Annotated in this window: 26 protein-coding genes; all 26 read left to right on the forward strand. The window is 38.8% G+C overall.

The window, feature by feature from the left end:
- Positions 1 to 340: 340 nt before the first annotated feature.
- The 26 genes from rpsL (at position 341) to infA (ending at position 14256) form a co-directional block, all read left to right on the forward strand.
- A complete protein-coding gene (gene rpsL / locus BUA16_RS06355; RefSeq protein ID WP_072763916.1) occupies positions 341 to 715 on the forward strand; it encodes a 30S ribosomal protein S12 in 375 nt (124 codons plus the stop codon).
- Between the two features lie 23 nt (positions 716 to 738).
- Positions 739 to 1215 (forward strand): 30S ribosomal protein S7, encoded by a 477-nt coding sequence (gene rpsG, locus BUA16_RS06360; RefSeq protein ID WP_072763918.1) that lies wholly within the window; start codon positions 739 to 741, stop codon positions 1213 to 1215.
- Between the two features lie 11 nt (positions 1216 to 1226).
- Complete coding sequence (gene fusA / locus BUA16_RS06365) at positions 1227 to 3359, forward strand: elongation factor G (RefSeq protein WP_072763919.1); 2133 nt, start codon at positions 1227 to 1229, stop codon at positions 3357 to 3359.
- 10 nt (positions 3360 to 3369) lie between these two features.
- Positions 3370 to 3675, forward strand: coding sequence for a 30S ribosomal protein S10 (gene rpsJ, locus BUA16_RS06370; RefSeq protein WP_006988551.1), 306 nt, complete (start codon positions 3370 to 3372; stop codon positions 3673 to 3675).
- A 153-nt stretch (positions 3676 to 3828) separates the two neighbouring features.
- A complete protein-coding gene (gene rplC, locus BUA16_RS06375; RefSeq protein WP_072763920.1) occupies positions 3829 to 4446 on the forward strand; it encodes a 50S ribosomal protein L3 in 618 nt (205 codons plus the stop codon).
- On the forward strand, positions 4446 to 5075 hold the full coding sequence (gene rplD, locus BUA16_RS06380; protein WP_072763921.1) for a 50S ribosomal protein L4: 630 nt from the start codon (positions 4446 to 4448) through the stop codon (positions 5073 to 5075). Before rplC ends, rplD begins: the two co-directional genes overlap by 1 nt.
- A 7-nt stretch (positions 5076 to 5082) precedes the next feature.
- Entirely contained in the window at positions 5083 to 5373 is a 291-nt protein-coding gene (gene rplW / locus BUA16_RS06385; protein WP_072763922.1) for a 50S ribosomal protein L23, read from the forward strand.
- Between the two features lie 9 nt (positions 5374 to 5382).
- Positions 5383 to 6207 carry a 50S ribosomal protein L2 gene (rplB, locus tag BUA16_RS06390; RefSeq protein ID WP_072763923.1) on the forward strand — a complete coding sequence of 275 codons (825 nt, stop codon included), beginning with the start codon at positions 5383 to 5385 and terminating at the stop codon, positions 6205 to 6207.
- A gap of 13 nt (positions 6208 to 6220) precedes the next feature.
- Positions 6221 to 6499: a 30S ribosomal protein S19 gene (rpsS, locus tag BUA16_RS06395; protein ID WP_026810026.1), complete on the forward strand. Its 279-nt coding sequence runs from the start codon at positions 6221 to 6223 to the stop codon at positions 6497 to 6499.
- A gap of 6 nt (positions 6500 to 6505) precedes the next feature.
- Positions 6506 to 6913: a 50S ribosomal protein L22 gene (gene rplV / locus BUA16_RS06400; protein ID WP_072763924.1), complete on the forward strand. Its 408-nt coding sequence runs from the start codon at positions 6506 to 6508 to the stop codon at positions 6911 to 6913.
- 10 nt (positions 6914 to 6923) lie between these two features.
- Positions 6924 to 7643: a 30S ribosomal protein S3 gene (gene rpsC, locus BUA16_RS06405; protein ID WP_072763925.1), complete on the forward strand. Its 720-nt coding sequence runs from the start codon at positions 6924 to 6926 to the stop codon at positions 7641 to 7643.
- A gap of 20 nt (positions 7644 to 7663) precedes the next feature.
- On the forward strand, positions 7664 to 8083 hold the full coding sequence (rplP, locus tag BUA16_RS06410) for a 50S ribosomal protein L16 (RefSeq protein ID WP_072763926.1): 420 nt from the start codon (positions 7664 to 7666) through the stop codon (positions 8081 to 8083).
- Positions 8084 to 8100: 17 nt separating this feature from the next.
- Positions 8101 to 8292 (forward strand): 50S ribosomal protein L29, encoded by a 192-nt coding sequence (gene rpmC, locus BUA16_RS06415; RefSeq protein ID WP_072763927.1) that lies wholly within the window; start codon positions 8101 to 8103, stop codon positions 8290 to 8292.
- Positions 8293 to 8305: 13 nt separating this feature from the next.
- Positions 8306 to 8563 carry a 30S ribosomal protein S17 gene (gene rpsQ / locus BUA16_RS06420; protein ID WP_031445107.1) on the forward strand — a complete coding sequence of 86 codons (258 nt, stop codon included), beginning with the start codon at positions 8306 to 8308 and terminating at the stop codon, positions 8561 to 8563.
- 2 nt (positions 8564 to 8565) lie between these two features.
- Positions 8566 to 8934 carry a 50S ribosomal protein L14 gene (gene rplN / locus BUA16_RS06425; protein WP_072763928.1) on the forward strand — a complete coding sequence of 123 codons (369 nt, stop codon included), beginning with the start codon at positions 8566 to 8568 and terminating at the stop codon, positions 8932 to 8934.
- Between the two features lie 13 nt (positions 8935 to 8947).
- On the forward strand, positions 8948 to 9262 hold the full coding sequence (gene rplX / locus BUA16_RS06430) for a 50S ribosomal protein L24 (protein WP_072763929.1): 315 nt from the start codon (positions 8948 to 8950) through the stop codon (positions 9260 to 9262).
- 2 nt (positions 9263 to 9264) lie between these two features.
- Positions 9265 to 9816 carry a 50S ribosomal protein L5 gene (gene rplE, locus BUA16_RS06435; RefSeq protein WP_072763930.1) on the forward strand — a complete coding sequence of 184 codons (552 nt, stop codon included), beginning with the start codon at positions 9265 to 9267 and terminating at the stop codon, positions 9814 to 9816.
- A gap of 1 nt (position 9817) precedes the next feature.
- On the forward strand, positions 9818 to 10087 hold the full coding sequence (gene rpsN / locus BUA16_RS06440; RefSeq protein ID WP_072763931.1) for a 30S ribosomal protein S14: 270 nt from the start codon (positions 9818 to 9820) through the stop codon (positions 10085 to 10087).
- A 70-nt stretch (positions 10088 to 10157) separates the two neighbouring features.
- Complete coding sequence (rpsH, locus tag BUA16_RS06445; RefSeq protein WP_072763977.1) at positions 10158 to 10556, forward strand: 30S ribosomal protein S8; 399 nt, start codon at positions 10158 to 10160, stop codon at positions 10554 to 10556.
- 20 nt (positions 10557 to 10576) lie between these two features.
- Complete coding sequence (gene rplF, locus BUA16_RS06450) at positions 10577 to 11119, forward strand: 50S ribosomal protein L6 (protein WP_072763932.1); 543 nt, start codon at positions 10577 to 10579, stop codon at positions 11117 to 11119.
- 11 nt (positions 11120 to 11130) lie between these two features.
- Entirely contained in the window at positions 11131 to 11487 is a 357-nt protein-coding gene (rplR, locus tag BUA16_RS06455; RefSeq protein WP_072763933.1) for a 50S ribosomal protein L18, read from the forward strand.
- A 7-nt stretch (positions 11488 to 11494) separates the two neighbouring features.
- Positions 11495 to 12019, forward strand: coding sequence for a 30S ribosomal protein S5 (gene rpsE / locus BUA16_RS06460; RefSeq protein ID WP_072763934.1), 525 nt, complete (start codon positions 11495 to 11497; stop codon positions 12017 to 12019).
- Between the two features lie 13 nt (positions 12020 to 12032).
- Entirely contained in the window at positions 12033 to 12212 is a 180-nt protein-coding gene (gene rpmD, locus BUA16_RS06465) for a 50S ribosomal protein L30 (protein WP_072763935.1), read from the forward strand.
- Between the two features lie 15 nt (positions 12213 to 12227).
- Entirely contained in the window at positions 12228 to 12680 is a 453-nt protein-coding gene (gene rplO / locus BUA16_RS06470) for a 50S ribosomal protein L15 (RefSeq protein ID WP_072763936.1), read from the forward strand.
- Positions 12681 to 12693: 13 nt separating this feature from the next.
- Positions 12694 to 14037: a preprotein translocase subunit SecY gene (gene secY / locus BUA16_RS06475; RefSeq protein ID WP_072763937.1), complete on the forward strand. Its 1344-nt coding sequence runs from the start codon at positions 12694 to 12696 to the stop codon at positions 14035 to 14037.
- A 3-nt stretch (positions 14038 to 14040) separates the two neighbouring features.
- Entirely contained in the window at positions 14041 to 14256 is a 216-nt protein-coding gene (gene infA, locus BUA16_RS06480) for a translation initiation factor IF-1 (protein ID WP_013751343.1), read from the forward strand.
- Position 14257 lies beyond the last annotated feature (1 nt).

Raw genomic sequence — 14257 nt, forward strand, 5'->3', positions numbered from 1 at the left:
TTAATAATAATTTATGATTTATGTTATAAATAAAACCATATAGGTTTTTTTTGTGTGATAAGTAAAAGAGGATTGTAGTGAGTATGTTAAGGGGTTAGGAGAGGTGTAAGAGTCGGTTGCTTTGTAGTTTATGCTTAAATAGAGGTGTTAAAGAATTAAGAGGTCTTGAGGTCTGTTTTAAAATACAGAAGAAGGAAAGAGGGAATAGTAGGTAGGGGATTTCCTTTTAAATAAATAAAAAACATAAAAAAAAGGTGATAAGGTTTGAATTATAGCGAATTAAGATTATATTTGCCGACCCTTAAAAAGAAGGGTTAAGTTTTATTATACATAAATTAGTATGCCAACAATTTCACAATTAGTACGAAAAGGAAGAGCCACAATTACTAAGAAGAGTAAATCGGCTGCTTTGGAATCGTGTCCTCAAAGAAGAGGTGTATGTACTCGTGTTTATACTACTACTCCTAAAAAACCAAACTCTGCAATGCGTAAAGTTGCAAGGGTTAGGTTGACAAATGGAAAAGAAGTGAACGCGTACATCCCAGGTGAGGGTCACAATTTACAGGAGCACTCGATAGTATTAGTAAGAGGCGGAAGGGTAAAAGATTTGCCAGGTGTTAGATACCACATCGTTAGAGGAGCTTTGGACACCGCAGGTGTTGCAGGAAGAACTCAACGTAGGTCTAAATATGGTGCAAAACGCCCTAAGAAGTAAATTAAACTTTTTAAAGAGAAGAAATGAGAAAAAAGCAGGCAAAAAAGAGACCCCTTTTACCGGATCCAAGGTTTAATGATCAATTGGTAACACGTTTTGTTAACATGATGATGTGGGACGGTAAAAAGTCAATCGCCTTTAAGGTGTTCTATGATGCAATTGATATCGTAGAAGAGAAGAAAACGGATGAGGAAAAAACAGCTTTGGAGTTGTGGAAAGATGCCTTGTCCAATGTAATGCCTCATGTAGAGGTAAGGAGTAGAAGAGTAGGAGGAGCTACTTTTCAGATTCCAATGCAGATTAGACCAGATCGTAAGATTTCAACTGCTATGAAATGGCTTATTAGTTATTCTCGTAAGAGAAATGAGAAGGCTATGTCTCAAAAATTAGCGGCAGAAATTCTAGCTGCTTCTAAAGAAGAAGGTGCTGCGGTTAAGAAAAGAGTAGATACTCATAAAATGGCGGAAGCGAACAAAGCTTTCTCTCATTTTAGATTTTAATTAATAGAGAAATGGCTAGAGATTTAAAATTAACAAGAAATATAGGTATTGCGGCTCATATCGATGCTGGTAAAACAACTACGACAGAACGTATTTTGTTTTATACAGGTGTGAGTCATAAATTGGGTGAGGTTCATGATGGTGCCGCTACCATGGACTGGATGGAGCAAGAGCAGGAGCGAGGAATTACCATTACCTCTGCTGCTACTACGTGTGAGTGGGTTTTCCCGATGGAAAATGCACAGCCAACAGAAGATGCTCAGTCTTATCACTTTAATATTATAGATACTCCCGGTCACGTGGACTTTACGGTTGAAGTAAACCGTTCTCTAAGGGTTCTTGATGGGTTGGTGTTTCTTTTTAGTGCAGTTGATGGTGTTGAGCCTCAGTCTGAAACTAACTGGAGGTTAGCTGATAATTACAAGGTGCCACGTATTGGTTTCGTTAATAAAATGGATCGTCAAGGGGCTAACTTCTTGAATGTAAACGGTCAGGTTAAGTCTATGTTGGGATCTAATGCGGTGCCTATTGTTTTGCCTATCGGAGACGAGGCGGACTTTAAGGGTATCGTTGATTTGGTGAAGAATAGGGCGATCGTGTGGCATGATGAGAATTTCGGGGCAACTTTTGATGTCGTTGATATTCCGGAAGATATGAAGGAAGAGGTTAGGGAGTACAGGGCGAAGCTTATTGAGGCGGTTGCTGAGTACGACGAGACTTTAATGGAGAAATTTTTCGAGGATGAGGATTCTATTTCGGAAGATGAAGTACATGCTGCCTTAAGAGCTGCTGTTATGGATATGAGTATCATTCCTATGGTTTGTGGTTCTTCTTTTAAAAACAAAGGTGTTCAGTTCTTGTTGGATGCGGTATGTAGATACTTGCCTTCTCCAATGGATAAAGAAGCTATTGTTGGAACAAATCCTGAAACAGGAGAAGAGGAAAAGCGTAAGCCAGATGTGAAGGAGCCTTTTGCTGCTTTGGCATTTAAGATTGCTACCGATCCTTTTGTTGGTCGTTTGGCATTCTTTAGAGCATATTCTGGGCGTTTGGATGCAGGGTCTTATATCCTGAACAACCGTTCTGGTAAGAAAGAAAGGATTTCTCGTATCTATCAGATGCATTCTAATAAGCAAAATGCTATCGATTTTATCGAAGCTGGGGATATAGGTGCGGCTGTTGGATTTAAAGATATTAAAACAGGGGATACCATGTCTGCTGAAAAGCACCCAATTGTATTGGAGAGTATGGATTTCCCAGATCCGGTAATTGGTATCGCTGTAGAGCCTAAGACGAAGGCCGATATGGATAAGTTGGGTATGGCCTTGGGTAAATTGGCCGAAGAAGATCCTACTTTCCAGGTGAAGACCGACGAAGCTTCAGGACAGACCATTATTTCTGGAATGGGAGAGCTTCACTTAGATATTATTGTTGACCGTTTAAGACGTGAGTTTAAGGTCGAGGTAAATCAAGGTGAGCCACAAGTAGAGTACAAAGAGGCTGTAACTAAAACTGCTGCGCATAGAGAGGTTTATAAGAAACAATCTGGTGGTCGTGGTAAGTTTGGTGATATTGTCTTTGAATTAGGGCCTGCTGATGACGATTTCGTTGGAGCTGGATTGCAGTTTGTAGATGAGATCAAAGGTGGTCGTATTCCAAAAGAATTTATCGGGCCTGTTGAAAAAGGATTTAAAGAGGCTATGAAGGCTGGACCATTGGCTGGTTATGAGATGGATCGTATGAAGGTTGTTCTTAAGGATGGTTCTTTCCACCCTGTGGATTCTGATGCGCTTTCTTTCGAATTAGCAGCTAGAATGGGGTATAAAGCTGCAGGTAAAGCTGCAGGTGCTGTTATAATGGAACCTATCATGAAATTGGAGGTATTGACTCCGGAAGAAAACATGGGTGATATTGTAGGTGACCTTAACCGTAGAAGAGGAACTATTACCAATATGGATGATAGAGCCGGATCTAAAGTTGTAAAAGGTACTGTGCCACTTTCAGAAATGTTTGGATATGTTACTTCTTTAAGAACCTTGTCTTCTGGTAGAGCAACCTCTACAATGGAATTTTCGCACTATGCCGAAACTCCATCCAATATCTCAGAAGAGGTCATTAAAAAAGCTAAAGGTTTAACAGCGTAATCGTACTAAGATGAGTCAAAAAATTAGAATCAAATTAAAGTCATACGACCATAACTTGGTAGATAAATCTGCTGAGAAAATCGTAAAAACGGTAAAGAGTACTGGTGCAGTAGTAACTGGACCAATTCCTTTGCCAACACATAAAAAAATATTTACAGTTTTGCGTTCTCCGCACGTAAATAAGAAAGCAAGAGAGCAGTTTCAGTTAAGTTCTTATAAAAGACTTTTGGATATTTACAGCTCTTCATCAAAAACTATTGATGCTTTAATGAAATTAGAGCTCCCTAGTGGTGTAGAAGTTGAGATAAAAGTTTAACTTTGCAAAATCTTTTGCCAATTATAGTGGTGAAGAACATGTCCTGAGCGTTTCGCGAGGGAAAAACGGAAAAAATAAATTCAGGGTCAGTTTATTTTTGGGCCCTGTTTTTTTTTTTAAAACTAAATAGTAATCAATTAATTAATTATAAATATGTCTGGGTTAATAGGTAGAAAAGTAGGTATGACCAGCATTTTCGACGAAAATGGAAAGAACATTCCATGTACGGTAATCGAAGCTGGACCATGCGTAATTACCCAAGTCAGAACCGAAGAGGTCGACGGGTACAGTGCCCTTCAGCTTGGTTTCGATGACAAGGCAGAAAAACGTGCAAACAAAGCGGCTACAGGTCACTTTAAAAAAGCAGGTGCTTCTCCTAAGAAAAAGGTCATGGAATTCCAAGGTTGGGAAGGTGAATTTAAATTGGGAGACACTTTGGGTGTTGACTTGTTTGTAGAAGGAGAATTTGTAGATGTTGTTGGAACATCTAAAGGTAAGGGTTTTCAGGGTGTTGTTAAGAGGCATGGCTTCGGCGGTGTTGGACAAGCAACCCATGGTCAGCACAACCGTTTAAGAGCTCCAGGTTCTATTGGTGCGGCTTCATATCCTGCAAGAGTTTTCAAAGGAATGAAGATGGCAGGTAGAATGGGTGGCGATAAAGTTACCGTACAAAACCTAAAAGTTTTAAAAATTGTTCCAGAAAAAAATCTTTTAGTAGTAAAAGGTTGTGTACCGGGACATAAGAACGCTTACGTAACTATTGAGAAGTAATGAAGGTAGCAGTTTTAGATATTAAGGGAAAAGAAACAGGCAGAGAGGTTGAGCTTTCTGATGCTGTATTCGCAATAGAGCCAAACAATCATGCTGTATATTTGGATGTTAAACAATATTTAGCACACCAAAGACAAGGAACGCACAAATCTAAAGAGCGTGCCGAAATAGCTGGTAGTACAAGAAAAATCAAGAAGCAAAAAGGAACAGGTACTGCTCGTGCGGGTAGTATTAAGTCTCCTGTATTCAGAGGTGGTGGTCGTATTTTTGGGCCTAGACCAAAGGATTACAAGCAAAAATTGAACAAAAACGTTAAACGTTTGGCCAGAAGGTCTGCTTTGACATTGAAGTCTAACGAGAACGCCATTACGGTTGTAGAAAACTTCAATTTTGAAGCTCCAAAAACAAAAGAGTTTAAAGATATTTTGAAGTCTTTAGGGCTTGAAAACAAAAAGTCTTTAATTGTATTGGGTGAGGCGAATAATAACGTATATTTGTCTTCACGTAATTTGCAAAATTCTGAAGTTGTAACGAACGCAGAATTAAGTACTTACAAAATTTTAAATGCTAACAATGTCGTGTTGTTAGAGGGTTCTTTGGAAGGAATCGAATCGAACTTAATTAAATAAGCGGACCATGAGTGTGTTGATAAAGCCAATTATTACGGAAAAAATGACTGCAGATAGCGAGTTGTATAATCGTTATGGTTTTTTTGTTAACCCTAAGGCTAACAAAATCCAGATAAAAGAAGCAGTAGAGGCAACTTATGGCGTTTCAGTCGATAAAGTTCGAACTATGAATTATGGTCCTTCGCGTAAATCGCGCTACACTAAAACTGGTGTGCAGCACGGAAAGACAAGTGGTTACAAAAAAGCCATTGTTGATATCGCAGAAGGAGAAAATATTGATTTTTACAGTAATCTATAAAGACAAAAAATGTCAGTTAGAAAATTAAAACCAATCACTCCAGGGCAGCGTTTTAGAGTAGTTAACGGATTTGACGCCATTACTACTGATAAGCCGGAAAAAAGCTTGCTTGCTCCGTTAAAAAAATCTGGAGGTAGAAACAGTCAAGGAAAAATGACGATACGCCAAAAAGGTGGAGGTCATAAGAGAAGGTATCGTGTAATCGATTTCAAAAGGGATAAACAAGATGTTGTTGCTACCGTAGAATCGATTCAGTACGATCCGAACAGAACAGCTTTTATAGCGTTATTAGCGTATGCTGACGGTGAAAGAAAATACATTATTGCTCTAAACGGTTTACAGGTTGGGCAGGAATTGATTTCTGGAGCTAATGCTGCACCGGAGATCGGGAATGCGCTTCCTTTAGGTAATATGCCGTTAGGTACTATTATTTCTGGAATTGAGTTGCGTCCTGGACAAGGAGCTGTTATGGCTCGTAGTGCAGGTACTTTTGCTCAGTTAATGGCTAAGGATGGAAAGTTTGTTACTATCAAATTGCCATCAGGTGAAACCAGATTGGTTTTGGCTGATTGTATGGCTACTGTAGGTGCTGTGTCTAACCACGACCACCAATTGTTGGTATCTGGTAAGGCTGGTAGAAGCAGATGGTTAGGTAGAAGACCAAGAACAAGACCGGTAGCGATGAACCCTGTCGATCACCCAATGGGTGGTGGTGAAGGTAGAGCTTCAGGAGGTCACCCAAGATCTAGAAACGGAATTCCTGCTAAAGGATTTAGAACCCGTTCCAAGACTAAGAGTACAAACAAGTATATTTTAGAACGTAGAAAGAAATAAAAAGTAGAAAGAAATGGCACGTTCATTAAAGAAAGGACCTTACGTTCACTATAGTTTGGATAAAAAAGTCCAGCAAAATGTTGAATCTGGGAAAAAGGCAGTCATTAAGACATGGTCTAGAGCTTCTATGATAACTCCTGATTTTGTAGGACAGACTATAGCAGTTCACAATGGGAAACAATTTGTACCTGTTTTTGTAACTGAGAACATGGTAGGTCACAAGTTAGGTGAATTTTCTCCTACACGATCTTTTAGAGGTCATGCAGGTGCAAAAAATAAAGGTAAAAAGTAGTAAGCTATGGGAGTTCGAAAAAAACAAATGGCCGAAAGAATAAAGGCGGAAAAGCAGCAAATAGCGTTTGCAAAATTAAATAATTGCCCTACTTCTCCTAGAAAAATGCGCTTGGTAGCGGATTTGGTAAGAGGGGTGCAGGTAGAAAAAGCGCTTGCTATTTTAAAATTCAATTCAAAAGAGGCTTCTCGTCGTATAGAAAAGTTGTTGTTATCTGCAATAGCTAACTGGCAGGCAAAAAATGAGGACGCTAATATTGAAGAAGCTGAACTTTTTGTTAAGGAGATTAGAGTGGATGGTGGAAGTATGTTGAAAAGACTTCGTCCAGCGCCACAAGGAAGAGCACATAGAATCAGAAAACGTTCCAACCATGTTACCTTGGTTTTGGGATCTAACAATAACACACAAAGCTAGAGCATTTAGTATGGGACAGAAAACAAATCCAATCGGAAATCGTCTAGGAATTATCAGAGGATGGGAATCTAACTGGTACGGTGGAAACGATTATGGCGATAAGCTTGCCGAAGACGATAAGATCAGAAAATATGTTCATGCACGTTTGGCCAAGGCTAGTGTGTCTAGAATCATTATTGAGCGTACTCTTAAGTTGATCACTGTAACAATCACTACTGCCAGACCAGGTATTATCATCGGTAAAGGGGGTCAGGAAGTAGATAAGTTGAAAGAGGAGCTTAAAAAAATTACAGATAAGGAAGTTCAGATCAATATCTTTGAGATTAAAAGACCTGAGTTGGATGCAAACCTTGTTGCTGCTAGTATAGCACGTCAGATTGAAAGTAGAATTTCTTTTAGGAGAGCTATTAAAATGGCGATTGCCGCAGCGATGAGGATGAATGCTGAAGGTATCAAGGTTCAGATCTCTGGAAGATTGAACGGGGCAGAAATGGCGAGGTCTGAGTCTTATAAGGATGGACGTATTCCATTATCGACTTTTAGGGCAGATATCGATTACGCTTTGCATGAAGCACATACTACTTATGGAAGATTAGGTATTAAAGTATGGATCATGAAAGGTGAGGTCTATGGAAAAAGAGAACTTTCTCCCTTAGTTGGAATGGCAAAAAGCCAAACTGGAAAAAGTGGTAAACAAGACGGACCAAAGAAACAACGTCGTAGAAAGTAATTTTTTAAAGAAGGAAAGAAATGTTACAGCCAAAAAGAACTAAGTTTCGCAAAATGCAGAAGGGTCGTATGAAAGGGATCTCTGGTAGAGGTCATCAACTTTCAAACGGTATGTTTGGTATCAAATCTTTGGATACCTCTTTTATAACATCGCGCCAAATAGAAGCAGCTCGTATTGCGGCAACTAGATACATGAAAAGAGAAGGGCAGTTATGGATTAAAATATTCCCGGACAAGCCTATCACTAAGAAGCCTTTAGAGGTACGTATGGGTAAAGGTAAAGGAGCACCGGAATATTTCGTTGCTGTTGTGTTGCCTGGTAGAGTGTTGTTCGAGATTGCTGGTGTATCTATTGATATTGCAAAAGAGGCATTACGTCTTGCAGCTCAGAAACTACCGGTAAAAACTAAATTTATTATTGCTAGGGACTATTCTGCTTAATATAATTGCAAGGAATCATGAAACAATCAGAAATAAAAGAATTATCAGTTGAAGGGTTAAACGAAAAGGTTGCTGAGTTTAAAAAACAGTACGCCGATTTAAAACTAGCTCACTCTGTAACACCATTGGAAAATCCTTTGCTTATCAGAAAAGTGAGAAGAACCGTGGCTAGATTAGCAACTGAATTAACAAAAAGGGAATTACAATAATCGGTTCTGCTTTATGGAAAAAAGGAATTTAAGAAAAGAGAGAATAGGGGTTGTAACTAGCAACAAAATGGAGAAATCGGTAGTGGTTTCAGAAGTTAAACGTGTGAAGCACCCTATGTACGGAAAGTTCGTGTTAAAAACAAAGAAATATGTTGCGCACGATGAAAAGAACGATTGCAATATTGGCGATACTGTAAAAATAATGGAGACTCGTCCATTGAGTAAGACCAAGTGTTGGAGGTTAGTTGAAATCATTGAAAGAGCTAAATAATTATGTTACAGCAAGAATCTAGACTAAAAGTAGCGGACAATACGGGGGCAAAAGAAGTTTTGACCATCCGTGTGCTAGGAGGTACAAAAAGGAGATATGCTTCTGTTGGGGATAAAATAGTAGTGACCGTTAAGGAAGCTACTCCAAACGGGGCTGTCAAAAAAGGTGCAGTTTCCACGGCAGTTGTTGTAAGGACAAAAAAAGAAGTTAGAAGACAGGATGGCTCTTACATTCGATTCGATGATAATGCTTGTGTGCTTTTGAACCCTGCAGGGGAAATGAGAGGTTCACGTGTTTTTGGACCAGTGGCCAGAGAGCTTCGTGATAAGCAATTCATGAAAATTGTATCTTTGGCTCCAGAGGTGCTTTAATAAAATTAGCAAAATGAAAAAACTGAAAATAAAAACAGGGGATACTGTTAGAATTATTGCCGGAGATCACAAAGGGGTCGAAGGCAAAGTTGTAAGTGTTGACCGTGAAAAAAACAAGGCGATTGTGGAAGGGGCCAATATGGTCTCTAAGCACCAAAAGCCTAGTGCGAGCAACCCTCAAGGAGGAATCGTAAAAAAAGAGGCGCCTTTGCATATATCTAATTTAGCATTGATCGACGCAAAGTCGGGAGATACTACAAGAGTTGGGTACGAAGTGAAGGATGGTAAGAAAGTACGAGTTTCTAAGAAATCTAAAGAAGTAATTTAGTTATGGCTTACGTTCCAAGATTAAAACAGGAATATAAAGAGAGAGTAGTAATAGCTCTTAAGGAGGAGTTTGGTTACAAGAATGTAATGCAGGTTCCTAAATTAGAAAAAATTGTTGTTAGTAGAGGTGTTGGTGCTGCAGTAGCAGACAAAAAACTTATCGACCATGCGGTTGACGAGCTTACATTGATCACAGGACAAAAAGCAATTTCAACAATGTCTAAAAAGGATGTTGCTGCATTTAAATTACGTAAAGGGATGCCAATTGGTGCAAAAGTTACTTTACGTGGAGAAAAAATGTACGAATTCTTAGATAGATTGGTGACTAGTGCATTGCCTAGAGTAAGGGATTTCCAAGGAATTAAGGCTACTGGCTTTGACGGAAGAGGGAATTATAGTCTTGGTATTACGGAGCAAATCATATTTCCAGAAATAAACATTGATAAAATTAATAGAATCAATGGAATGGATATTACATTTGTAACTTCTGCGGATACAGACAAGGAAGCAAAATCATTATTAACTGAATTAGGACTACCTTTTAAAAAGAATTAGTATGGCTAAAGAATCGATGAAGGCCCGTGAGGTCAAAAGAGCAAAGACTGTAGCTAAATATGCTGAAAAGAGAAAAGCTTTGAAAGAGGCCGGGGACTATGAAGGGCTACAAAGATTGCCAAAGAATGCTTCTCCTGTTCGTATGCATAACCGTTGTAAGCTAACTGGAAGACCAAGAGGGTACATGAGAACCTTTGGTATTTCTAGGGTTACTTTCAGAGAAATGGCCAACAATGGTCTTATCCCTGGAGTTACTAAGGCAAGCTGGTAATAAAAATTAATATCAACTGGTTTCAGGTTTAACCAAAATGGTTAAAAACCGTTACCGCAATTCTATAATTATGTTTACAGATCCAATTTCGGATTATTTAACAAGAATTAGAAACGCTAGTCGTGCCGGCCATAGGGTGGTAGAGATCCCAGCGTCTAATTTAAAGAAAGAAATCACTAAAATATTATTCGATCAAGGATATATTTTAAGCTACAAATTCGAAGATAACGCGGTTCAAGGCTCTATTAAAATAGCCTTGAAATACGATAAGTTCACAAAAGAGCCGGTTATAAGAAAAATTCAACGTGTAAGTAAGCCAGGTCTAAGGAAATATGCTAGCTCAACCGAGTTGCCACGAGTTCTTAATGGTTTAGGAATCGCGATAGTATCTACTTCCCATGGTGTTATGACAAGCAAGCAGGCTAGATTAGAGAATGCAGGTGGAGAAGTATTATGTTATGTTTATTAATACTATAAAGAGTTAGAAGAATGTCTAGAACAGGTAATAATCCGATAGCAATTCCAGAAGGTGTAACCGTAGCGGTTAAGGAAGATGTTATTACTGTAAAAGGTAAGTTGGGAGAACTCTCCCAAGAATTTTCTGGAGCAACTGTAAAGGTTGAGGACGGACAGATATATGTAACCAGACCGTCTGATTCCAAGGATCACAAAGCAAGACATGGTCTTTACAGATCTTTGATCTTTAATATGGTCGAGGGAGTTTCTAAAGGTTGGGTAAAAGAATTGGAATTGGTTGGGGTAGGATACCGTGCCAGCCATCAAGGACAAAAGTTAGACCTTGCTTTAGGATTTTCGCACAATATCGTTATTGAATTGGCTCCGGAAGTAAAAGTAGAGACAACGTCAGATAAAGGAAAGAATCCAATTATAAAGCTAAGTTCACATGATAAGCAATTAGTGGGTCAAATAGCTGCTAAAATTAGAGCTTTCCGTAAGCCAGAGCCTTACAAAGGAAAAGGAATTAAGTTTGTTGGTGAACAATTAAGAAGAAAAGCTGGTAAATCAGCTTAATAAATAGCATTATGGGATTATCGAAGACTGAAAGAAGACAACGTATCAGAAGGAGAATTAGAAAAGTATCCTCAGGTACTGCAGAAAGGCCAAGACTTGCTGTTTTTAGAAGTAATAGTGAAATATACGCTCAAATTATCGATGATGTTGCAGGAACCACTTTGGTTGCTGCTTCCTCGAGAGATAAAGCGTTAGCTGACGCTAAAGGAACTAAAACAGAAGTTGCTAACTTAGTAGGTAAAGCTATTGCCGATAAGGCAAAACAAGCTGGTATCGAAGCTGTGGCTTTTGATAGAGGTGGTAACTTATACCACGGTAGAGTAAAATCATTAGCCGAAGGCGCTAGGGAAGCAGGATTAAAATTCTAAGAAAATTATGTATCAGAAATACAAAAACGTAGAGACTGTTAAGCCGGGAGGTTTAGAATTAAAAGATAGATTGGTAGGGGTACAACGCGTTACCAAAGTAACAAAAGGTGGTAGAGCGTTCGGATTTTCTGCAATCGTGGTTGTAGGTGATGAGAACGGCGTAGTAGGTCAAGGTTTAGGTAAGTCTAAGGAAGTTGCTACCGCAATTGCCAAGGCGATCGAAGATGCTAAAAAGAATCTTATTAGAATTCCGCTTAACAAAGGAACTTTGCCACATGAACAAAAAGGGAAATTCGGTGGAGCTAGAGTTTATATCCAGCCTGCATCGCACGGTACCGGAGTAATTGCAGGTGGTGCGGTTAGATCAGTATTGGAAGCAGTAGGTGTTAGTGATGTATTATCTAAATCTCAAGGTTCTTCCAACCCGCACAACGTAGTAAAGGCTACGTTTGATGCTCTTTTACAACTTAGAGATGCCAAGACGATTTCGAATCAGAGAGGTATTTCTTTAGAAAAAGTTTTTAAAGGATAAAACCAGGAATAAAATGGGAAAGATAAAAGTTAAACAGGTTAAGAGTGGTATTAAAAGAACTCTAAGACAAAAGAGAACTCTAGAAGCTCTTGGTTTACACAGGATAGGTCAGGTCGTAGAACATGAGTCTACGCCAAATATTCTTGGTATGGTAAATAAAGTTAAACACTTAGTTTCTACAGAAGAAGCTTAATATAAAAGTAGTGTTATGAATTTAAGTAATTTAAAACCGGCAGAAGGCTCTATTCAGAGAGCTGGAAAGATAATCGGTAGAGGTCAAGGATCCGGTAAGGGTGGTACCGCTGCTAGAGGTCATAAAGGAGCTAAATCAAGATCTGGGTATTCTAAGAAATTAGGTTTCGAAGGTGGTCAAATGCCATTGCAGAGACGTGTGCCTAAGTTTGGTTTTACCAACATTAACAGAAAAGAATACGCAGGAGTTAATTTGAACAAATTACAGGAATTGGTAGACAAAGGTGCTATCAAGGACGTAGTCACTTTGGAAACTCTTGTTGAAAACAGATTGGTAGGTAAAAACGATTTGGTAAAGATTCTTGGAAGTGGTGAATTGAAAGCTACATTAAAAGTTTCTGTACATAAATTTACAGCTACTGCAAAAGCTGCTATTGAAGCTGCAGGTGGTGAGGCTATAAGTTTATAAGCAAAAGAATACTATGAAGAAATTTTTCGAGACATTTTCAAATATTTGGAAAATAGAAGAGCTTAAGGGTAGGATCATCGTTACCCTTGGGTTGCTTTTAGTGTACCGTTTTGGTGCACAAATAGCACTCCCAGGTATCGATTCTACTCAGTTAGGAGCTTTGGCTTCCAATACGGATAGCGGTATCTTGGGTATCTTAAATGCATTTACAGGCGGGGCATTGTCAAATGCTTCCGTTTTTGCATTGGGTATTATGCCCTATATTTCTGCTTCCATTGTAGTTCAATTAATGGGAATTGCTATACCTTATCTGCAGAAATTGCAGAAGGAAGGCGAAAGTGGAAGAAAAACCATCAACCAAATCACACGATGGTTGACAATAGGGATTTGTATCGTTCAGGCACCCGCTTATTTATATAGTTTAGGTGCTTTAGGTGTTCCTGAAAGTGCCTTTGTATTTGGTAAAGGTCTAGATTTTATCGTTCCATCCGTAATTATATTAGTTGCAGGTACTATATTTGCAATGTGGTTGGGAGAGAAAATCACGGACAAGGGTATTGGTAATGGTATTTCCTTATTGATTATGGTGGGGATTATCGCGAATATGCCTCAAAATTTTGTTCAAGAATTTATATCGAGAACAGCCAATAACAGTGGTGGGCTTATGTTTATGCTTATCGAAGTTATTATCTGGTTCGCGGTTATTTTAATGTGTGTATTGTTGGTGATGGCTACACGTCAGATACCGGTGCAGTACGCAAGAAGGACGGCTTCTGGGGGCTATGAGAAAAATATCATGGGATCCAGACAATATATTCCTTTAAAATTAAATGCATCTGGGGTTATGCCTATTATCTTTGCACAGGCCATTATGTTCGCTCCTGGTTTACTGGGGAAAACGTTCAATAATACGGCAGTTGGGCAATGGATGGAAGTTCAGTTTCAAGATATTTTTGGACTGGCCTATAACTTGTTATTTGCATTTTTGATTATTGTCTTTACTTATTTTTATACGGCAATTACAGTGCCGACTAATAAGATGGCCGATGATTTAAAGAGAAGTGGTGGTTTTATTCCGGGGATTAGACCTGGAAAGGAAACAGGAGATTTCTTAGATAAGATAATGTCGTTAATTACTTTGCCTGGTTCTGTATTCTTGGCCATTCTTGCAGTATTGCCTGCGGTTATAGTTAAGCTTATGGATGTACAAGCCGGATGGGCATTGTTCTACGGAGGTACTTCCCTACTTATTTTAGTAGGTGTAGCTATTGATACCGTTCAGCAAGTGAATTCTTATTTGTTGAATAGACATTATGATGGATTAATGAAAACTGGTAAAAACAGAAAGGTAGCATAGATTATGGCTAAACAGGCAGCAATAGAGCAGGATGGGAGCATAATTGAAGCATTGTCAAATGCAATGTTCCGAGTGGAGTTGGAAAATGGCCACGTGGTAACGGCGCATATATCTGGAAAGATGAGAATGCACTATATTAAATTGCTTCCAGGAGACAAGGTGAAATTGGAAATGAGTCCGTACGATTTAAGTAAAGCAAGAATTACATATAGATATTAAG

The sequence above is a fragment of the Arenibacter nanhaiticus genome (assembly GCF_900141935.1).
Taxonomy (GTDB): Bacteria; Bacteroidota; Bacteroidia; order Flavobacteriales; family Flavobacteriaceae; genus Arenibacter; species Arenibacter nanhaiticus.